This window comes from Rhizobacter sp. Root1238 (assembly GCF_001425825.1).
GTDB lineage: Bacteria > Pseudomonadota > Gammaproteobacteria > Burkholderiales > Burkholderiaceae_C > Rhizobacter.
In genome coordinates this window covers 518,237-540,256 of record NZ_LMDM01000001.1, presented here as the reverse complement: position 1 = coordinate 540,256, position 22,020 = coordinate 518,237, and the positions used below count along the sequence as shown (strand labels likewise).

General features: G+C 67.1%; 12 protein-coding genes. 11 read left to right on the top strand and 1 reads right to left on the bottom strand.

Going from position 1 to position 22,020, the window contains the following annotated elements; translation table 11 throughout:
* Positions 1 to 305 precede the first annotated feature (305 nt).
* Complete coding sequence (locus tag ASC98_RS02505) at positions 306 to 2,228, top strand: ATP-binding cassette domain-containing protein (RefSeq protein ID WP_056803984.1); 1,923 nt, start codon at positions 306 to 308, stop codon at positions 2,226 to 2,228.
* A 13-nt stretch (positions 2,229 to 2,241) separates the two neighbouring features.
* Positions 2,242 to 2,964 (top strand): ABC transporter ATP-binding protein, encoded by a 723-nt coding sequence (locus tag ASC98_RS02500; protein ID WP_056803981.1) that lies wholly within the window; start codon positions 2,242 to 2,244, stop codon positions 2,962 to 2,964.
* A gap of 3 nt (positions 2,965 to 2,967) precedes the next feature.
* On the opposite strand, the gene ASC98_RS02495 is transcribed toward ASC98_RS02500, so the two are convergent.
* Positions 2,968 to 4,755 carry an ATP-binding protein gene (locus tag ASC98_RS02495; RefSeq protein ID WP_162249260.1) on the bottom strand — a complete coding sequence of 596 codons (1,788 nt, stop codon included), beginning with the start codon at positions 4,753 to 4,755 and terminating at the stop codon, positions 2,968 to 2,970.
* 69 nt (positions 4,756 to 4,824) lie between these two features.
* Between ASC98_RS02495 and ASC98_RS02490 the strand changes: the two genes are divergently transcribed.
* The 9 genes from ASC98_RS02490 (at position 4,825) to ASC98_RS02455 (ending at position 21,975) form a co-directional block, all read left to right on the top strand.
* Positions 4,825 to 5,475 (top strand): YceI family protein, encoded by a 651-nt coding sequence (locus ASC98_RS02490; protein WP_056803976.1) that lies wholly within the window; start codon positions 4,825 to 4,827, stop codon positions 5,473 to 5,475.
* On the top strand, positions 5,472 to 6,389 hold the full coding sequence (locus tag ASC98_RS02485; RefSeq protein WP_056803973.1) for an MBL fold metallo-hydrolase: 918 nt from the start codon (positions 5,472 to 5,474) through the stop codon (positions 6,387 to 6,389). Before ASC98_RS02490 ends, ASC98_RS02485 begins: the two co-directional genes overlap by 4 nt.
* A gap of 364 nt (positions 6,390 to 6,753) precedes the next feature.
* Entirely contained in the window at positions 6,754 to 14,859 is an 8,106-nt protein-coding gene (locus ASC98_RS02480) for an Ig-like domain-containing protein (RefSeq protein ID WP_056819560.1), read from the top strand.
* Between the two features lie 2 nt (positions 14,860 to 14,861).
* Positions 14,862 to 15,248 carry a DUF6188 family protein gene (locus ASC98_RS30010; RefSeq protein ID WP_157597857.1) on the top strand — a complete coding sequence of 129 codons (387 nt, stop codon included), beginning with the start codon at positions 14,862 to 14,864 and terminating at the stop codon, positions 15,246 to 15,248.
* 546 nt (positions 15,249 to 15,794) lie between these two features.
* Entirely contained in the window at positions 15,795 to 17,699 is a 1,905-nt protein-coding gene (locus ASC98_RS02475) for a DUF1800 family protein (RefSeq protein WP_235581144.1), read from the top strand.
* A gap of 10 nt (positions 17,700 to 17,709) precedes the next feature.
* Positions 17,710 to 19,152, top strand: a complete 1,443-nt coding sequence (locus ASC98_RS02470) for a DUF1501 domain-containing protein (RefSeq protein WP_056803960.1) — start codon at positions 17,710 to 17,712, stop codon at positions 19,150 to 19,152.
* Positions 19,153 to 19,280: 128 nt separating this feature from the next.
* Positions 19,281 to 20,747, top strand: coding sequence for a histidine kinase (locus tag ASC98_RS02465; RefSeq protein WP_082541820.1), 1,467 nt, complete (start codon positions 19,281 to 19,283; stop codon positions 20,745 to 20,747).
* Positions 20,744 to 21,166: a hypothetical protein gene (locus ASC98_RS02460; protein WP_056803955.1), complete on the top strand. Its 423-nt coding sequence runs from the start codon at positions 20,744 to 20,746 to the stop codon at positions 21,164 to 21,166. Before ASC98_RS02465 ends, ASC98_RS02460 begins: the two co-directional genes overlap by 4 nt.
* Positions 21,163 to 21,975: a LytTR family DNA-binding domain-containing protein gene (locus ASC98_RS02455; protein ID WP_056803952.1), complete on the top strand. Its 813-nt coding sequence runs from the start codon at positions 21,163 to 21,165 to the stop codon at positions 21,973 to 21,975. Before ASC98_RS02460 ends, ASC98_RS02455 begins: the two co-directional genes overlap by 4 nt.
* Positions 21,976 to 22,020: the final 45 nt, after the last annotated feature.

The window sequence follows — 22,020 nt, the reverse complement described above, 5'->3', positions numbered from 1 at the left end:
TGAAATCCGGCGAGGCCACGTTCACCGAACAGCGCCAGGTCACGCTGCAGGACATGACGGATGGGCTGGGGGCGATTTCTGGGGCGACGAAGAAGATCGGCTTTGGGGATGGCGCGCGCCAGCGCGCTTCGTGGACTGACTCATCGGCACTGTCTGACCACAGCGAACGAAGTGAGCGGAGGGAGTTTGCCGATGCATCCCCAAAGCCGAGCTTCTTCGTGCAGTCGGCCCGCCAGGGCCGACCGCCCCGGCATGAGCCGCCAGCCCATCCCCTCGCCCCCCGCGACACGCAGAAGCAGCAAAGCATGAAACGAACAACTCTCACTGCGGCGGTCGTGGGTGTGGCCGCCCTCGTTGCCTTCCCCTTGGGCATCGAGAACCCGTATTACATCCACCTGGTCGAGACCATCATGATCTACGCGATCGTGCTGTTCGGGCTCGACATCGTCGTCGGCTACACCGGCCAGGTCTCGCTCGGCCATGCCGGCCTGTTCGGCATCGGCGCCTACACCGCCGGCGTGCTGGTGATGAAGCTGGCCGCGCCGCTGTGGATCACGCTGCCGGCCGCGATCGCCGTCACCGCGGCGTTCGGCGCGCTGCTCGCACTGCCCGCACTGCGCGTCACCGGCCCCTACCTCGCGATGGTCACGCTCGCGTTCGGCACCATCGTGCAGATCCTCATCAACGAGATGAGCTTCCTGACCGAAGGCCCGATGGGCATCAAGCTCGACAAGCCGCTGCTGTTCGGCTGGCAGCTCGGCGAACGCGGCTTCTACTGGGTGGTGGTCGCGATGCTGGTCGCGTCGCTCGTCGTCGTGCACCGCATCCTGCGCTCGCACCTCGGTCGCGCGTTCGAGGCGCTGCGCGGCAGCCCGGTCGCGTCCGACTGCATGGGCGTGTCGGTGTACCGCTACAAGGTCTATGCGTTCGTGATCAGCGCCGGCCTCGCCGGGCTGGCCGGCTCGCTCTACGCGTATTCCGAGCAGTACATCTCGCCGAACACCTACAACTTCGAGCTGACGGTGATGTTCCTGCTGGCCATCATCATGGGCGGGCGCAAGACGCGCAGCGGCGCGCTGCTCGGCGCGGCCATCATCGTGATGTTGCCCAAGCTGCTCGACGACATCGAGCTGTTCCGCTGGGTCGCGGTGCTGATCGCGATCGGCGTCGCAGCGGGTTCCGCCGTCGCACTGAAGCGCGGCAAGGCCACGCCGCGCGCGGTGGCGGTGCCGGTGCTCGGCAGCCTCGCGCTCGCCGGCGTGTCCTTCGTGCTGACCACGATGACCGACTGGCGGCTGTCGATCTTCGGCGTCATCACGCTGTTCGTCGTGTACTTCCTGCAGGACGGCATCATCGGCTTCGTGCGCAATGCGCTCAACTGGCACAGCCGCGTCGAGGTGCCGGCCGTCGATGCGGCCACCGCACCGAAAGACGCCGTGTCGACCGCCGCGCAGCACAGCGCGCCGGAACTGCTGGTCGCCAACGGCGTGCTGATGCAGTTCGGCGGGCTGAAGGCGTTGAACAACGTGGACCTGAGCGTGCGGCGCGGCACCATCCACGGGCTGATCGGGCCCAACGGCTCGGGCAAGAGCACGATGATGAACGTGCTCACCGGCATCTACACGCCCACCGGCGGCACGCTCGCGTTCGCCGGCCGCTCGCTGGTCGGGCGCACCTCGGCCGACATCGCGCTGTCGGGCATCGCCCGCACCTTCCAGAACGTGCAGCTGTTCGGCGAGATGACGGCGTTGCAGAACGTGCAGGTCGGGCTGCACCACAGCTTCCGCAGCCACCTGGTCGACGTCGCGCTGCACACGCCGCGCTACCGCCGCGAGGAACGCGCCGCCGCGCAGCGCGCGCTCGCGCTGCTGGAGTTCGTCGGCCTCGCCGGCCTGGTGCACGAGGAGGCGCGCAACCTGCCGTACGGCAAGCAGCGGCTGCTCGAGATCGCCCGCGCTCTGGCGCTCGACCCGCAATTGCTGCTGCTCGACGAACCGGCAGCCGGCCTGACCGCGCCCGACATCAAGGAGCTGATCGCGATCATCCGCAAGATCCGCGAGCACGGCATCACGGTGATCCTGATCGAGCACCACATGGACGTCGTGATGAGCATCTGCGACACCGTGTCGGTGCTCGACTTCGGGCAGAAGATCGCCGAAGGCCTGCCGGCCCAGGTGCAGGCGGACGAGAAGGTGATCGAGGCCTACCTCGGCGGCCAGGCGACATGAGGATGACCACGACATGCTGACCATCCAGAAACTCGAAGCCGGCTACGGCAAGGTGCAGGTGCTGCACGGCATCTCGATCGAGGTGCCGAAGGGCCAGGTCGTCACGCTGATCGGCTCGAACGGCGCCGGCAAGACGACGACGATGCGCGCCGTCTCCGGGATGATCAAGCCGAGCGCCGGCGAGATCAGCCTGAACGGCCAGCGCATCGACGGCCTGGAGTCGTACCACATCGCCCAGCGCGGGCTCGCGCATTCGCCCGAAGGCCGGCGCGTGTTCGCGACCATGACGGTGACCGACAACCTGACGCTCGGCGCCTTTCCGCGCCTGACCGGCAGCCGCCCGCGCGGCGACGTGCGCGCCGACCTGGAGCGCGCGCTGGAGCTGTTCCCGCGGCTGAAGGAGCGGCGCGAGCAGCTGGCCGGCACGCTGTCGGGCGGCGAGCAGCAGATGCTCGCGATGGCGCGCGCGGTGATGCTGAACCCCGAGATCGTGCTGCTCGACGAGCCGTCGATGGGGCTCGCGCCGATCCTGGTGGAAGAGGTGTTCCGCATCATCGCGCGGCTCAAATCCGAAGGCGTCACGATGCTGCTGGTCGAGCAGTTCGCTGCCGCGGCGCTGAACGTCGCCGACTACGGCTACGTGCTGGAGAACGGCCGCATCTCGGTGCACGGCCCGGCCGAACGGCTGAAGAACGATCCGGCGGTGAAGGCGGCGTACCTGGGCGGCGGGCACTGAGGATCAGGTCGCCATCAAACGCCGCAGCGTGGCCCACAGCGCATCGTCCCTGAACGGCTTCGCGATGTGGTCGTCCATGCCGGCGGCGAGGCTGCGCTCGCGGTCGCCGTCCATCGCGTTGGCCGTCAGCGCGACGATCGGTGTGCGCCGGCCGTCGCCCGATTCCTGCTCGTGCTCGCGCATCCGGCGGGCCGCCTCGAAACCGTCCATCAGCGGCATCTGGCAATCCATCAGCACCAGGTCGGGCCGGCGCGCCTTGAAAGCAGCCACCGCCTGCTCGCCGTCGCCGACCACCTGCACCGACAGGCCCAATCCCTGCAGCGCCGCTTCGGCCACCAGCGCGTTCACCGGGTTGTCCTCTGCCAGCAGCACATGGCCGCTGAGCAGGCGCGCACCATTCGGTGCGACCACCTCGGCCGGCGCATCCGCCGGCGCACTGGGCAGCGTCACCGTCAGGCGGAAGTTCGAGCCCTCGCCCGGCACGCTGGTGAACAGCAGGTCGCCCCCCATCGCCCGCGCCAGCTCGCGCGCGATCGTCAGGCCCAGCCCGGTGCCGCCGTAGCGGCGGCGAAACGAGTTGTCGCCCTGCTGGAACGCATCGAAGATGCGGCCGCGGTCGACCGCCGCGATGCCGATGCCGGTGTCGCGCACGTCGATGCGCAGCCGCCCGCGCACCGGGTGGTGCTTCACGGTCAGCGTCACCGAGCCGGCTTCGGTGAACTTGATCGCGTTGCCCAGCAGCTGCTGCAGCACCTGGCGCAGCCGCGCCGCATCGCCGACCACCAGCGCCGGCCGCGTCAGCGTCAGCCGGGTCTGCAGCAGCAGCCCGCGTTCGCTCGCCGCGAGGGACGATTGCGCGATGACGTCGTCGAGCAGCTGCGCCAGATCGAAGCGCTGCTGCGCCAGCGCGATGGTGCCGCCCTGCAGGTGCGAGAAATCCAGGATGTCGTTGATCTGCGCCAGCAGGTGCTCGCCGGCGCGCTCGATCACGTCCCACTGCGCCGGCGTCGGCGCCTCGGGCTGGCGCCGCAGCAGACGCGCGAGCCCGAGGATGCCGTGCAGCGGCGTGCGCATCTCGTGGCTCATCGTCGCGAGGAACTGGCTCTTCACGCTGCTCTGCCGCTGCGCCAGCGCGAGCGCCTCGGCGCGTTCTTCGGCAATGCGGTCGGTGGTGTAGCGCAGCCGCAGCAGTTCGCGGATGCGCAGCTCGGCACGACGCGCCTCCCACAGCATCAGGCCGAGGAAGAACAGCACCCCGATCGCGGTGAAGATGCCGGCGCGCGTGCCCTGCATCGCCTGCACCAGCACCGACGGCAACAGCAGCGGCACCAGGAAGGCCACGCAGGCCGACGACGCGGCCTGCAGCACGAACACCGCGACCGCCGACACGCCGACCAGCGAGGCCATCATCAGCGCGACGATGTCCGGGTGCTGCTGCGGGATCAGCCAGGTGCCGGCCAGGCTCCAGACGAAGCCGTCCAGCGCCAGCACCGCCAGCAGCCGTCCGCGCCACGGATGGGTCGCCGGCTCGGCCTGCGCGAAGAAGCGCTGGCGCAGCACCAGCCTCACGGTGGAGACGCTGCAGCGCATCGCGAACCAGACCCACAGCTGCGCCGGCGTGCCATACGGCATCAACCCCCAGCAGATCAGCAGCGCGAACGGCACGCCGGTCAGCGTGGCGGTGTGCGAGCGGTGGTAGAGCAGGGCCGTCTGCTCGTCGGCCATGCGACGCGCCAGGTCGACACCGGAGTGAGACGAGGGCTCGGAGGTTTCCGCCGGAACTGCGGGCATGGACATCCTTGGCGGCAGCAATCGGCCGGATGACGCATTATCGACAGCCCGTCGGCACCGAGAGCACGCATGTCGTTCATCCTCACTCCTGTGAAACCCGCATCGGCGCGGGCCATCCTGCTGGGCGCCGCGTTGCTGGCGGGCGCCCACTTGGCGGCCGCACAAGCCGCTGCCGAACCCACCCCTGCCCCGGCCTCGATTGCAGCCGACACGACGGCGGTCTACCTGATCGACCCGGCGCACACCCACATCCAGTGGGAGGTGCGGCACTTCGGCACCTCGACCAGCCGTGGCCGCTTCGACGACATCGCCGGCCACGTCACGCTGGAGCGCGCGGCGCAGCGCGGCGAGGCGTCGATCACGATCGGCACCGCGACCGTCAACAGCGGCGTCGCGCCGCTCGACACCATCCTGCGCAGCAGCAGCTTCCTCGACGTGAAGAACCATCCGCAGGCCTACTTCGTCGCGAGCAACTTCCGCTTCGTCGACGGCCAGCCGGCGGAGCTGCGCGGCGAGCTGACGCTGCATGGCGCGTCGCAGCCGGTGAGCCTGCGCGCCGCGAGCTTCAACTGCTACGCGCACCCGGTGCTGAAGCGCGAGGTCTGCGGCGGCGACTTCGAGGCCGAGTTCTCGCGCAGCGGCTTCGGCATCACCTACGGGCTGCCCTTCGTCGGCGACACCGTGAAGCTGCAGATCGGCATCGAGGCGATCCGCCAATGACGGTGGTGCTGCCGGCCGGCATCGCCGTGCTGGAGCGCGGCTGGCTGTCGTCGAACAACGTGCTGCTGCACGGCGGGCCCGACGAGGGCGCGGTGCTGATCGACAGCGGGCATTGCCTGCATGCCGCGCAGACGCTGGCGCTGGTGACGCAGGCGCTGGCCGGTGCGCCGCTCGCGCGCATCGTCAACACGCACCTGCACTCCGACCACTGCGGCGGCAACGCGAGCCTGCAGCGCGCGCTGGGGGCCGAGATCACGGTGCCACGCGCGAGCTGGGACACCGTGCAGGCCTGGGACGAAGACGCGCTGTCGTACCGCGCGACCGGCCAGCGCTGCGAGCGCTTCAGCGCGCAGTCGTCGCTCGCGTCGGGCGAGGTGCTGCAGGTGGGCGGCCGCCGCTGGCAGGCACTCGCGGCACCGGGCCACGACCCGCAGTCGCTGATGCTGTTCGACGACCGCGACGGCGTGCTCGTCTCGGCCGATGCGCTGTGGGAGAACGGCTTCGGCGTGGTGTTCCCGGAGCTCGACGGCGTCGATGCGTTCGACGAGGTCGCCGCGGTGCTCGACCTGATCGAGCGCCTGCCGGTGCGAGTGGTGCTGCCGGGCCACGGCGCGCCGTTCGACGATGTGGCCGGTGCGTTGTCGCGCGCCCGATCGCGGCTGGCCGGCTTCCGAGCCGACCCGCTGCGCCACGCGCGCCACGGCGCGAAGGTGCTGCTGAAGTACCACCTGATGGAGCAGCGCGCGCAGGACTGGCCGGGCCTGCTGGCCTGGGCCGAAGGCACGCGGCTGTTCGCCGGCATCGCTCGGCAGCTCGGCTGGGCCGATGCGTCGACCGGTTGCAAGCACCTCGTGGCTGAATTGGCGAGGCAGGGCGCGTTGCGTGTTGACGGCGCGGGCGTGCATGACGTCTGAGACGGGCCATCACTTTTCGAGAACCCGCTATCTGAGAAAGCTGACCCGGACATCTTTCACCTGACGCTTGCTGAGCGGGATCGCAAGACTGCGCGTTCGCAATCGCAACCCGCTTGATCAGGGAGAAGAAGATGACGATGGATCGGCATTCGTGGCTCCACGATGCGACTGGAGTAACGGCTGCAGGCGCCACGCTATTGACTTGCTTCCGTGCGCGCTGTTGTAATCAGTCGCAACCGATGGGCAGACGCTATTTCAAGTGGATGCTCAAGCCATCGGATTTTTATATTGCATGGCTCTTCAGCAGTCTGGCCGCATACAAGTCAAAGGCCTGCGCGCTCGAGCCAATGGAGGGAGGAAATCAATGAAGTTCCAAAGGAACGATGGCGGCGCCATGCGCCGCGCATTCCAACGAGCAGCGTCTGGCACGTACGCCTTTGCAGCGATCTACGTGGCAAGCTGGCTCGCCGCCCCTGCGGCCGTGGCCGGATGCGTGAACACGCGATGCGCATATCCGACCGTTGCCATCAGTCAGCCGGCGAACAACCTCACCCTGCGGACGACCGGCACGGTCAACGTCACCGTGACAGGGCGCGCCATGGGCGATGTGGTTGTGACCACCGGCGGCCCCTACACGTTCCCCATCCGGAACGTCGGCGTCTATCTGGACGGAACTCTGCTTGGCAATGCCACGATCACGTCCAACGGACAAGATCCGGATCTGGAGCGACCGTACTCCGACTACACCTACACCTTTTCCGGTGTCTCTCCGGGTACGCACGCGCTGGGCGTGAAGGCGACGGATGATGCCAGGACGGGCGTGACCTCCAGCGCATTGGTGACGGTGACGGTCAATGTGGTCGCGATGCAGGCGCCCAACATCGGTATCACAACACCGGCCAACGGCACGGTGTCGACCATGCCGAGCAGTTTCGGGTTCACATCCTCGGCGTCCGATTCGGACGGCACCGTGAGCTCGGTTCAATACTTCGCAAATGGTGCCGCGATCAGTGGTGCAATTGCTGCATCTCCGTATGCGTTCAGCTGGAGCGGCATGTCCGCCGGAAGCTACAGCATCGTCGCCCGGGCCACCGACAACGAGGGACTCACGAGAGACTCCACGGCCGTCGCCGTAGTGGCCAATGACCGTCCGACCGTTGCATTGAGTACGGCAAACGCCAACGGCGTTGCACCCGGCAGCATCACGCTGCAAGCGAGCGCCGCTGACAGTGTCGGAGGCGTCAGCAGCGTCACCTATTACGCCAATGGCAACGCGATCTCAGGGGCGCTCGGTGTGGCGCCCTACACCTTCAATTGGGCCAGTGTCGGCAGGGGGAACTACAGCATCGTTGCGCGTGCGACGGATGCCTACGGCGCGACGACAGACACTGCTGCATTCAGCTGGGTGGTGAATCAGGCTCCCAGCGTGACGCTGACGACGCCTGCGAATGGCACCGTCTCGACGGCACCGAGCAGTTTCAGCCTGACCGCAACGGCATCGGATGTCGACGGAAGCATTGCCTCCGTTCAATACTTCGCCAATGGGACCGCGATCAGCAGCGCGCTCGCTGCGCCGCCGTACGCGTTCACCTGGAGCGGCATGGGACCGGGAAGCTACGGCATCGTGGCGCGTGCCACCGACAACGGTGGCCTTGCCCAGAATTCAGCTTCCGTCGCCGTCATTGCAAACGATCGCCCGACGGTTTCGCTGAGTACCACCAATGCGAACGGGTTAGCGCCGGGTAGCCTTGCGATGCAGGCCGCTGCTGGCGACAGCATTGGTGGAGTGAGCAACGTCACCTACTTCGCGAACGGGACTGCGATCTCCGCGGCACTGACCGCACCTCCCTTTGCGTTCAACTGGTCCGGCGTTGGTCGCGGAAGCTACAGCATCGTGGCGCGTGTGACGGATGCCTATGGGGCGTCCACGGACTCCACCGCCTTCAACTGGGTGGTGAACCAGGCGCCCACCGTCTCGCTGACCTCGCCGGGGAACGGGACCGTCATCACGAACGGCTTGCCGGCTACGGTCAACCTTGTGGCCCAGGCCAGCGATGTCGATGGGAGTATCTCCAAGGTCGAATTCCGCGTGGATGGTGCTCTCGCAGGCTCGGCGACGAGTGCGCCGTTCACGCTGGTCTGGAGCACCAACGCCACCGGCGCGCACAGCGTGCAGGCGCGTGCCGTCGACAACAGCGGGGCCACCGTCGACTCTGCGGCCGTGAACTTCAGCGTCGACGCGCCGCCGGTCGTGGCGATGGCTGCGCCAATGAACGGTGTGACCTACCAACCCGGGTGGGATATTCCGCTCAGCGCCACCGCGAGCGATGCCGATGGAAGCATCGCCAAGCTGGAACTGCTCGACGGTGCCAGCGTGATTGCCACACTGACATCGGCCCCGCCTTACAACTTCGTCTGGCGCAACGTGGCTGCGGGAACGCATACCGTCAGCGCTCGCGCGACGGACAACCAGGGCGCCGTCAAGACCTCGGCGGCCATCAGCATCAACGTCGAATTCAATGCGCCGTTGCCCTCCAACGGCAGCGGTATGCCCGGCACGCTGGCCGGCGCGTTGACGGTGAACGCCATCGGAGCGGCACAGTACAACGTCCCGATCACCGTCCCGCCCGGTACGGCGGGGATGGTGCCCGCGGTCTCCTTGCAGTACGACAGCACCGGCGGCAACGGCGTGATCGGCATGGGCTGGTCGCTGGCGGGTCTCGGCGCGATCACCCGCTGCCCGCGCACCCAGGCGCAAGACGGCGTGCGTGCCGGCGTGTTGCTGACCTTCGATGATCGATTCTGCATGGACGGACAGCGACTCAATCTCGTGGGCAGTGGCGCGTATGGCGTTCCGTTCAGCGAGTACCGCACGGAAGTGGACGGCTACGTCAAGGTTGTCGCAATGGGAACCAGCGGGAACGGGCCCGCCTCGTTCAAGGCATGGCGGCGCGATGGCACCCTGGTGGAGTACGGCGCCACCGCCGATGCGCGAATGATCCTTTCGGGCCAGGCCACGCCATTGCAATGGGCGCTGAACAAGGTGACCGACGCGCGGGGCAACTTCTACACGGTGACGTACACGTTCGACGCTGCAACCGGGCAGCTCTATCCGAGTCGCATCGACTACACCGGCAATGCGATCGCCAGCACGCCGATCCTGCCGTACAACTCGGTCCGCTTCGAATACGACTTCGCCAGGCCCGATGCAGATCTGCGGTATGTGCGGGGCGCGAAGATCAACAGCACGGCACGGTTGGCGCACGTCAAGACCTACGCCGGCTCCACGCTGGTCAAGGACTATCGACTTGCCTATTCCATTGGCATGTCGACTGGGCGCTCGCGCGTCAATGACATCACCGAATGCGCGGGCAGCGGTGTGTGCCTGCCAGCGACGACGTTCACCTGGAACGACGCACCAGTGGGCTTCGTCGGCAGCACCGTCGACCTGCCCAGCGACGAGCAGCAATGGGGAGCGCTGTTCACCGGGGCCTTGGCAAGGGATAACTGGATGGATGTGAACGGAGACGGCCGCCCGGACCACTGCGCCGTGACCGCCAATGTTCCGCTCGGCATCGAAGACCCGACGATCTTCGACGTGCTGTGCGCACTGACCCGGCCCGGCGATGCACCTGCGCTGCCGCTCAAGGTGGGATCACTCCTCAGTGCCGAGGTGTTTTTCGTCGACGTCAACGGTGACGGTGTCCAGGATATCTGCGGGCAGAACGTTTGCTTCGCCATGAAGGCGGACGGTGTGCTGGCGACGATACAGGTGCCTTCGTGGGCGACGCGCATCCACAGCCGAAACCAGTTCATCGATGTCGACGGTGATGGCCGAGCCGATCACTGTGCGATCACCTACGGATTCCAGACGCCGTATTGGGCGCAGTGCAGTCTCTCGACCGGCACCGGGTTTGCACCCGCGGTGGTTCAGGGTCCCATGCCCAGCTCGGTCAAGTCGGCCGACTGGGTCGACATCACCGGCGACGGCATCTTGTCGCTTTGCTACGTAGATATCACGGGCGCTCATTGTCGCCAGTGGGGACCGTCCGGATTCGCGACTGAGAAGGCCACTGGAACGGTATCGCTCGGGGACGCTGTCGGCAAGGGGCTCGCGTGGGTCGATGTCAACGGTGATGGTTTGGCCGACTTTTGCCGCGTGGAGAGCACGACCGACAACACCGACGACCCCACTGGATCCTTGCTGTGCACGCTGGCAACCGGTGTCGGCTTCGGCGACACCATCACGTCTACCACGCTCCAGGTCGGCTACGCGAGATCGGCCGCCATGGACACCTCCCGCATGTGGCCCGACGTCAACGGCGATGGCAAGGCCGACTTCTGCCGCGTGCGCGGTTGGGTCACCGGCACGGCCAGCCCGAACGCGTACCTGGAGTGCACGTTGTCGACCGGGACGGGGTTCGGGACGACATTCCAGGCTCCCCTCGGCACGTGGGACAGGCATGGCTCGGTCGCGGACGCGACGGGTGACGGCAAGGCGGACCTCTGCTATCGAACAGGCACTGGGACGGCGAGCACGCCGCATTGCATCTCGGCACCCGCCAAGATCCCCGACCAGCTCGCGGGCGTCGTCAATGGCCTGGGCGCTTCGGCCTCCGTCGAGTACCGACCGCTCACGGATCTGGGCGTCTATACCAAGGGCAGTGGTGCTGCGTATCCCAGCCTCGACCTTCAAGACACCAGCCATGTCGTCCAGCGTGTCGTGACCAGCGATGGCATGGGGGGCACGTACGAGGATCGATATGCCTACGAGGGATCGCGGGTCGACTTGTCGGGGCGCGGCTTCCTCGGGTATGCGGCTGTCAGCGTGATCTCGCCAACGGGCCTGCGGACCCGCAGCAGTAGATACCAGTCGTTCCCACTGACGGGCTTTCCGCAGAGCGTGAAGTTCATCAGCGATACCGGCATGGTGCTGACCGACACCACTTACGGGTACGACACCAATCTTCAAGGGGGCGTTGCCACGGTTCAGGCCACCACCACGATCGAGAAGACGAACGATCACAACGGGGCCTTCAAGAACTGGGTCGAGACAACGGCCAGTGCCTACGACCCGATCTGTGGCAATGCGCAGCAAGTCGCGACCGTCTACAAGACATCGAGCGGCGCGCCGGACGGCTTCAGCATGGCACTGTCGGTCAACTACGCGAACGACACGGCAAACTGGATCCTTTGCCAGCCGGCCGTCGTGAGCGTCTCGGCCACAGCCCCCAATGCACCGGGCAGCACTCGAACCACCTCGAACAGCTACTTCTCGAACGGGCTGCTCCAGCAGCGCATCACCGAGCCGAACAACGGTGGCGGCGCGCAGACCAACCTTCGGCTGGTGACCGACTTCACCTATGACGACTACGGCAATCTCAAGACCCGCAATGTCAGCGGAGCCCAGATCACGCCGCGCACCGAGACCACGCTGGCCTATGACGCGCAGGGGCGGTTGCCGCTCACCATCGACAACGCGTTGAGTCATCGCGAGACCCGAACTTTCGACTGGCGACTCGGGACCATGCTGACGCTGCAGGGCCCGAACCTGCTGACCACCGAATGGACCTACGACCCATTCGGGCGACTGCTCACCGCGACCCGTGCGGACGGCACACGCGAGTCGCTCACCTACCAGGCCTGCGTCGGGTGTACAGGAGCGTCGGCCTTCGTGGTGAAGCGCACCGAAACCGTGGTCGCCAGCGGCGTGACGGTTTCACCGCCGTCGCGGATCTACTACGACTCATTGAGCCGGCCGGTGCTCAGTGTCGAGTCGGGATTCGACGGGCAAGACATCTACCGGGAGCGGTTGTTCGACAACTTGGGACGCGTGGCCTATGAGGCAGCGAACTACCGCATCGGTGAGCCGCGCATTCGTTGGACCCAGTTCGGCCATGACCCACTGGGGCGCGTCGTGTTGGCCCAACTGCCTGATGACACGACGGTCGTGTACGGCTACGACGGCCGCAACCGCACCACGACCAACGTCAACGGCGTGGTGACCCGTGAGACTGTCAACAGCCAGGGCCGACTCGTCACCTCGGTCAATGCCGAAGGCTCGGCGGATGCCAGTGCTGTGACGTATGCCTACGATGCGTGGGGCAACCTCGCGAAGAGCACCGATGCCAAGGGCAACGAGATCGTGACCGAGTACGACCTGCGCGGCAGAAAGACCGCGCTGAACGATCCCGACCTGGGGCGCTGGACCTACACGGTGGACAACCTCGGCCAAGTGACCCACCTCACCGATGCGAAGGGGCAGGGGACGGACTATGTCTACGACCGCCTCGGTCGCATGACGGAGCGGCACGAGCCGGACCTGACCAGCCGCTGGTACTTCGAGGCTACGCAGGCTGGTGTCGATTGCAACAAGGCGAAGGGCCAACTGTGCGAAGCGACGGCCGACAACGGCTACTGGCGTCGCAATGCCTACGACAGCCTGGGACGGCTGACGACGCAGATCCATCATGTCGATGCCGACTATGTGGTGCGGTGGAGCTATGACGATGCCGGCCGGCTGCAAGGCGTGACCTATCCCGCCAGCACGGGTGCACTGCCGCTCAGCCTGCAATACAACTACACGCCGCTCGGCTTCCTGAGCAGCGTGGGCAACGGTGCCACCACCTACTGGACGCGCACCGCCGCCAATGCGGATGGCAAGGTGGTCAGCGAAAGCTACGGCAACGGCCTGTCGAGCACTCGAAGCTATGAGCCACTGACGGGTCGCCTGAGCACGGTCCAGGCCGGCGTTGCGGCCACTCCGACGAGCATCCAGAACCAGATCTACAACTACGACAACCTGGGCCGTATGCAGCGCCGGCAGGATCTGGTCACAGGCACGGATGAAGTCTTCGGCTATGACAACCTTGGCCGTCTGACCACCGAGCAACTGGTGGCGGCGGGCGCCCCGATGGGCGCCGCGGTCAAGTCCGTGAGCTACGACTCGATCGGCAACGTGAAGAGCAAGCAGGACGTCGGCTCGTATTCGTACAACCCGAGCGGATCAAGCAGCGTGCGACCGCATGCTGTCGCCAGCGTCAGCGGCACGCTCAACGGCGTGGCAAGCCCCAGCTTCGGCTATGACGCCAACGGCAACATGGTGACGGGAGCCGGCCGCAGCATCGGATGGACCAGTTTCAACATGCCGGCCACGCTGGCCAACGGGTCGGGCGTCAGCAGCTTCCTGTATGGGTCAGAGCACCAGCGTGTGCAGCAGACATGGGCCGAAGGTGGCAACTCACTGAGGACGGTCTACCTCGATTCACCCCACTTCGAAAAGGAAGTTAGCAACCAGAGCGGCCTCATTGAATTCAAGCACTACGTGACCGTCGACGGCCGGATCGTTGCGATTCATACCCGGCGCAGCAATGGCACCGAAGACGTGAAGTACCTGCTGGCAGATCACCTGGGCTCGATCAGTGTGGTCACCGATGCGGCCGGGTTGGCGATGGAGCGGATGGCCTATGACCCGTGGGGCGACCGTCGCGTGGCCAACGGCCCGACCGTGGGTGCCGCCGATCCGCTCAACCTGATCCAACCCGTGGGCACGGACCGAGGCTACACGGGGCACGAGCACCTGGACCGCGGCAGCATGGGCCTGGTGCACATGAACGGCCGGGTTTACGACCCGTTCCTGGCGCGCTTCATCAGCGCCGACCCGTTCGTCTCGCATCCGGGGCACAGCCAGAGCTACAACCGCTACAGCTATGTGCGCAACGATCCGCTGAACGCCATCGATCCGAGCGGGTACGAGGACGGGCCTCCGGAAACGACGCTGCCGGCAATTCCAGTCAAAGCCAAGATGGATCCGCCGAGCTGTGCGCAAAATCCTTCATGCGTTGCGGCCTTCACGGCATTGGCGGCGGAAGGTTTGCGCGCGCTGCAGAACTTTGCGGTCAGTCCTCAGGGGCAAGCCTTGCTCAGAGGGTCTCGGCTCATCGTGGGACTGACCCCGGCGGGTCGGGTTGTTCTTCTCGCGATCGCCGTGGGCTCTGTCGTCTACGAGAATCGGGAGGCATTGGCAACGTTCATGAACAACGTTGTCGCCAGCTCGGGAGCCTCTGGGGATAAGCTGACCACGCCTGCCGAGGCGGCAGATGCGGCGCCCGATTCTTCACCAAGTACAAACAATGCAAAACCGCCCAAGGATCCACAGACAATCACAAATCCACCCCAGGCTCCGCCGATCCCGGACGGCTGGGTAATTGTTCCGAACCCGCGTCGCCCTGGTGGAATAATCGCCACCCCGCCAGGGGTTGAGCCAGGATCAAGTGACAAGGGGAGCGAGCACATTCGAGTTGACCCACCTGGTTCCAGTCCTGTTCCTGGATTGGAAGATGGTTACTGGCGCTGGAATAAGCCGGGAGTCGGCGCCTACAACCCCGCCAAAGGCAATTTCGGCGGAACGCAAGGGCAAACGCACGTACCGTTGCCTCCTGGATACCCGATACCGGTACCAAAGCCATGATCATGAAAAGTGAAAAATCTAGCGACGAACTCCGATTGATCGGGCAACAACTCTGCTCGGTTTTAACGGCAATCGACTATATAACTTTGAAATTCGTCAAGTACCCTCTATCAGCAACAGGTGATTTTTCCGACAGCGCGCTTATTGATATAGAGGAGGGATTCGAAGTGGCTGGCACCGACGGGACGGTGACGGTGCGCAAAAACGAAGACTTGGGGGTTTTCCAGAAGGGTGCGGTGAGCTTCATCAATCTGATTGGTCAAGTTGTCACGAGTGCAGGTTTCAGCCAGAAAGGCGAGCTTGAATTGCAGTTTGGTACCCATGCGACTGTGCGCCTTCTGCTTAGCGATCAAGGCTTTGATTCCTTCAACCTGACATTAAAAAATTGATAAGACGAACAGTGGTGGCACGGTGAATCCCGTCGGGGGCATACCGCTGGTCGGGAGATGTGCGGACCGAGCAATCAGCCACACCACGGTGAAACCCTACGCAAAGCCCGAAGGGTCGTGCAGGGTGCGCGCGGAGGACGACTGCGTCGGTGAGCACCGACGCATTGTCGAGAACATGGTCGATGCCATCAGCAGTGCCGGATGGGCCGCCTCGGCGCGGACGAAGAGATCGAGGCGATGTGGTCATCGCGGAAGGCGGCCAAGCCGCCCGCCCAGCGCATTCATCTTGTGTGCAGGTTCAGACGATTCCCATGCGAACCCCGCCACCGACGCGTCACGCGTCGATGGCGTGACAAGGCTGGCGGCTCAGCGCGCGTGCGTGGGCACCGATCCTGCTGCCCTTGCTGCCTGCACCCCGCACGCCGGGGATGACCGCCGTGTCCTGACGGAACACGCCCCGAACGGGCGTGACCGGCTGACACGAAGCGCCACATTTGCAAGCAAGCGAGACGCGTCATGCCGTTTGTAAACGCCCTGAGCCATGCCTTGAGCCACGGCCACCGAAGCCGACACCTGGCGGCCACATTCCTCAGCGTCGCGCTGCTCGCCGCGTGCGGCGGCAAGGGCAGCGAGGACACCAGCGCCCCGCCGCCGGTGTCGGATGCGCCGACGCCGGCACCGTCCCCTTCCCCCGCGCCGGCCCCTGCGCCCGCGCCCTCTCCCGCGCCGTCACCCTCGCCTGCCCCCGCCCCTGCGCCGGCCCCGTCGCCCTCACCGGCCCCAGCCCCAGCCCCAGCCCCCGCACCGTCGCCAGCACCCGCACCCGCGCCAGCACCGGCCCCCACCGCACCGGCCTCCGCCACCCAGCGCGATGCCGTCCGCCTCGCCGACCAGGCCAGCTTCGGCCCGAGCGAGACCCTCGTCAACGACATCAAGTCGCAGGGCGCCGCGAGCTGGATCGCCGCGCAGATGGCGCTCAACAGTTCGCGCTACACCAGCGGCAAGACCGGCGAGATCCACCAGAACACCAGCAGCACCGACTTCTGCGAGCTGCCGGCCCACGTCAACGAGGCCGACTGCTGGCGCGACTGGTTCTCGACCGAGCCGCTGCTGTGGGACTTCTACCGCAACGCGGTGAGGCAGCCCGACCAGCTGCGCCAGCGCGTCGCGTTTGCACTGCAGCAGGTGGTCGTGGTCAACAGCCTCGAGGTCAGCGGCAACTACGGCTTCCGCGTCTACTACAACAACCTGCTCGACAACGCGTTCGGCAACTACCGCGACGTGCTGAAGAAGGTGACGCTGTCGCCGGTGATGGGCGACTTCCTGAACAACGCGAACAACGACAAGGCCGCGCCGAACGAGAACTACGCGCGCGAGCTGCTGCAGCTGTTCAGCATCGGCACCTGCGAGCTGCACACCGACGGTTCGCTGAAGACCGGCAAGTGCGTGCCGACCTACAGCAACGACACGGTGCGCGCCTATGCGTTCGCGCTGACCGGCTGGACCTACCCGGCCGGCGGCGCCACCTCGTACGGCTGCTACCCGACCGGCATGAACTGCCGCTACTACAACGGCGACATGGTCGCGGTCGACAAGTTCCACGACACCGCCGCGCGCGACCTGCTGGGCGGCGCGAAGCTCGCCGCCGGCACCAAGGCCCCGGCCGCGCTCGAGACCGTGCTCGACAGCCTGATGGCGCACCCCAACACCGCGCCCTTCATCGGCAAGCAGCTGATCCAGCAGCTCGTCACCAGCAACCCGACGCCGCAGTACGTGGCCCGCGTGTCGGCCGCCTTCAGCAGCGGCAAGTACACGTACTTCGACAAGACCTGGGGCAGCGGCAGGAACGGCGACCTGGCCGCCACCGTCGCCGCGGTGCTGCTCGACAGCGAAGCGCGTGCCGAGACCGCGACGCGCAACAGCGGCAAGCTGCGCGAGCCGACGCTGATGTTCACCGGCACGCTGCGCGCGCTGAACGGCAACACCGACGGCGACTCGCTGAGCTGGTGGTGGGGCGACAGCCTGCGCCAGCATGTGTTCCGTCCGCCGTCGGTCTTCAACTACTACCCGCCCGACTACCCGGTGCCCGGCACCGCGCTGGTCGGCCCGGCCTTCGGCATCCACAACGCCAACTCGGCGCTGGAGCGCCTGAACTTCCTGACCTACCTGCTCGACTGGGGCGGCACGAAGCCGGCCGGCAGCGGCGCGCCGAACCCGGTGGGCACGCTCGTCGACCTGTCGGCCTTCACCGCCGACGCCACCGACGCGGCCAAGCTGGTCGACCGGCTGTCGATGCTCGCGATCGGCCAGACGCTGCCGGCCGGGCCGCGCACCGACGTGATCGCCGCGGTGTCGGTGTCGGGCGCCAGCACCGACGCCCAGAAGCTCAACCGCGTGAAGATGGCCGCCTACCTCGTGTTCGCCTCGCCGAACTACCAGGTCCAACGCTGAGGACTGCACGATGACCCGCTCTTCCGCTCCCCTGTCGATCGACCGCCGCCGCTGGCTGCTCGGCTCCGGCGCCACGCTGGCCGGCGCGCTCGGCACCGGCACGCTGTCCAACCTGCTGCTCGGCGCGAAGCCGGCCTACGCGGCCGACTACAAGGCGCTGGTCTGCCTCTTCATGTACGGCGGCAACGACGGCTTCAACACCATCGTGCCGACGGACACCCGCTACGACCAGTACGCCAACGTGCGGCAAGGCCTCGCGATCCCGAAGGCCAGCCTGGTGAACCTGGCCGGCATCAACTACGGGCTGCACCCGTCGCTCGCGGCGCTGTCGACCGCGTGGAGCGACGGCAAGCTCGCGCCGGTGCTGAACCTGGGCACGCTGAACTCGCCGCTGACGAAGGACCAGTACCGCGCCGCGGCGAGCAGCTCCGACCTGCTGCCCGACAACCTGTTCTCGCACTCCGACCAGCAGATCCTGTGGGAGACCGGCACCTCCGATTCGCTGACCCGCACCGGCTGGGGCGGCCGCGCGTCCGAGGCGCTGGGCACCGCGAACCCGGTGATCTCGGTCGCCGGATCGACGCGCTTCGGGCTGTCGTCGGCGCAGACGCCGCTGGTGCTGCCCGACCCGGGCGCGACCTTCGGCGCCTACAACCTGCAGCCGAAGGACCTGACCAACAACGCGTCGAACACCGCGCGCAAGAAGGCCATCGATTCGCTGTACGCGCAGGCGCAGGATGCGGCGCTGGCCGACGCCTATGCGGCGGCGCAGCGCAATGCCTTCAGCGTGTCGGACCGCCTGGCCGCGACGGTGGCGGTGACGCCCGGCGGCACCGGCGCGCTGGCGGCGATCGACAGCGCGTTCGCGCCGCTGGTCTCCGCCAACACGCTGAAGACCGGCCTCGCCAAGCAGCTGTACCAGGTGGCCAAGCTGATCGCCGCCAACGGCACGGTGCAGGGCAACCGGCAGATCTTCTTCGCGTCGATCGACAGCTTCGACACGCATGCGAACCAGGTCACCGGCGGGCCGACCACCGGCGCGCACGCCGACCTGCTGAAGGAAGTCGGCGATGCGCTGGGCGCGTTCTATGCCGCGATGAAGAACCTCGGCATGGCCGACGCGGTGACGGCCTTCACGCAGAGCGACTTCGGCCGCACCTTCACGCCGAACAACAGCAACGGCACCGACCACGCGTGGGGCAGCAACCACCTGGTGCTCGGCGGCGCGGTGAAGGGCGGCGCCAGCTACGGCACGTTCCCGACGCTGACGCTCGGCGGGCCGGACGATGTCGGCAAGGACAGCTGGGAGCTGCAGGGCCGCTGGATCCCGACCACCTCGGTCGACCAGTACGCCGCGACGATGCTCGGCTGGTTCGGCGCCAGCGACACGCAGCTGGCGACCGTGTTGCCGAACCTGAAGAACTTCGCGACGAAGAAGCTCGGCTTCCTGTAGCCGGCCGGCGGTTCCCGGATTGGCATCCGGGATCGTTCCATCGCGGCTGGCTGCAGCCTGTCCGGCCGATCGGCCGGAGCGTCGCCCGGCGCTCGCGCCGGCGCCGCGCCGCCGCTTACAGTGGCCGCATGGTTTCCAGTCCCACCCCGCCCGCCGCCCCCGGCTTCACCGGCTCGATGCTGCCGGCCGCCCGCCGCACCTTCAGCGCCTACGCGCGCTGGCTGGACAGCATCAGCTGGAAGCGCTTCATCGTGCTGTCGGTGCTGGCGCTGATCGCCTCCGGCATCCTGTCCGACCTGCCGCCGTTCAACCTGCGCTGGACCGACGACCGCATCATGGTGAAGGGCCCGAAGCGCAAGGCGCCGGCCGCCCCGTCCGCTCCGGCCAGCGCCGCGTCGTCGGCCGACGGCAGCAAGCACGCCAACGTCACCATCGCCGGCAAGCCGTTCGAGGTCGTGATCGACGACAAGGGCGTGCGCATCGGGCCGCTGGAGATCGACGACAACGGCGTGCGCGCCGGCGGCGTGACGATCGACGACCGCGGGGTGCGCATCGGCCCGGGGGCACCGGCCGCGGCGGCATCGGCTGCGGCATCGGCCGCCTCCGGCATCACGATCTCGGTGCCGAGCATCGAGGTCAAGCTGCCGAAGAACGCCGACACCGAAGCGGTGCGCGCCGCGGTCGAGGAGGCCAAGGCCGACATCCAGCGCGCGATCGCCGAGGCGCAGGAGGCCGCGGTCGATGCGCAGCGCGAGGCCGCCGACCGCGTGCTCGAGAAGATGGCGGCCGACGACGAGGTCGAAACCATCACCATCAAGGGCTTCCGCCCCGGCGACCACCTGCCCGGCTTCACCTTCCTGCTGATCTTCATCTCGATGATCATCAAGATCATGGCCGCCGGCCGCTTCAAGGCCGAGGCGCAGGCGGTGGTGGCCACCGAGATGGCCGAGTCCGAGGCGCTGAAGCGCCAGGTGATCGAGGCCCGCATGGCCGCGATGCAGGCGCAGGTCGAGCCGCATTTCCTGTTCAACACGCTGGCCAGCATCGACCACCTGATCGAGACCGACCCGCCGCGCGCCAGCAGGATGCAGAAGAACCTGATCGCGCTGCTGCGCGCCAGCATGCCGACGATGCGCGAGGCCAATGCGCAGGCCACCCGCGACCTCGGCCGCGAGCTCGCGGTGATCCGCCCTTACCTGGAGATCCTCAAGGTGCGGATGGAAGAGCGGTTGCAGACCGAGGTGCGCGTCAGCGACGGCCTGCTGTCGGCCGAGTTCCCGCCGATGATGCTGCAGAGCCTGGTCGAGAACGCGATCAAGCACGGGCTGGAGCCGAAGGCCGAGGGCGGCTCGCTGACGGTCGGCGCCGAGATCGTGCACGGCAAGCTCGCGGTGACGGTGGCCGACACCGGCCTCGGCTTCGGCAAGGCCGCGACCGCCGGCACCGGCATCGGCCTCGCGAACATCCGCGAACGCCTGCAACTGCTGTATGGCAGCAAGGCCAGCCTGACGGTCGCCGAGAACCCCGGCGGCGGCACGCTGGTGACGATCACCGTGCCCTACCGTTCCAAGTCCGCTGAAGGAGCCTCCGCATGAAACGCGTTCTCAAGGTCTTCCTGTGTGTCGGCCTCAGTGCCGTCGTGATGGCCGGCCTGCTGGCGGCGGCGCTGCTGCACAGCCTGCCGACCGACGGCATCCATGTCACCGTCGACGGCGAATCGTGGACGCTGCCGGCCCTGCAAGCCGGGCATTGGCTGGTGGCCACCGTCTGCCTGCTGGTGGTCGGGTTGGTGCTGGCGGTCGTCGTGCCGTGTGTGCTGATGGTGGGCGTCGGGCTGCCGCTGCTGCTGGCGAGCCTGGCCATCGGCATCGCGATCGCGGTGGCGCTGCTGGCCGCCGGGCTGATGCTGTCGCCGGTGTTGCTGCTCGCCGGGCTGCTGTGGCTGGTGTGGCGGCTGCTCGAGCGCAAGCCGAAGGACGCGCAGGCGCCCGCTGCGGCTACGATCCACGGATGAACATCCGAGCTGTGATTGCCGACGACGAGCGGCTGATGCGCGAGCAGCTTCGCGCGCGACTCGCCGAGGTCTGGCCCGAACTGGAGATCGTCGCCGAGGCGAAGAACGGGCTCGAGGCGGTGGAGTTGACGACGCAGCACCGGCCCGACCTGGTCTTCCTCGACATCCGCATGCCGGGCATGACCGGGGTCGAGGCGGCGCGCCAGATCGGCCAGCTGGCCGCCGGCGACGACGACTGGGACGGCTGCGAGATCGTCTTCATCACCGCCTACGACCAGTACGCGGTCGAGGCCTTCGAGCAGGGCGTCGTCGACTACGTGCTGAAGCCGGCCGAGCGCGAGCGGCTCGCGCTGACGGTCGAGCGCATCCGCAAGCGGCTCGCGCAGCGCGCCGCGACGAACGACGCGCCGCCGGTGGCCGGGCCCGAGATGCAGCAGCTGCTGCAGAAGCTCGCGCTGCAGCTGAGCCCGGGCAGTGCGCCGCAGCGGCTGCGCTGGATCCAGGCAACGGTCGGGCAGAGCATCCAGATGATCCCGGTCGACGACGTGCTGTTCTTCATCTCCGACGAGAAGTACACCCGGGTGCAGACGGCGACGATCGAGGCGCTGATCCGCAAGCCGATCAAGGAGCTGCTGGACGAGCTGGACCCGAACCAGTTCTGGCAGATCCACCGCTCGACGCTCGTCAACACGCAGGCAATCGCCGGCGTGACGCGCGACCTGCGCGGGCGCCAGCTGGTCAGCGTGAAGGGGCACGGTGAGAAGCTGGAGGTGTCGCGCAGCTTCACCGGCCTGTTCAAGGGGATGTGAGCCGGAGCAGGCGCATGCGAGGCTCGCTCACCGCACAGGGCCGGT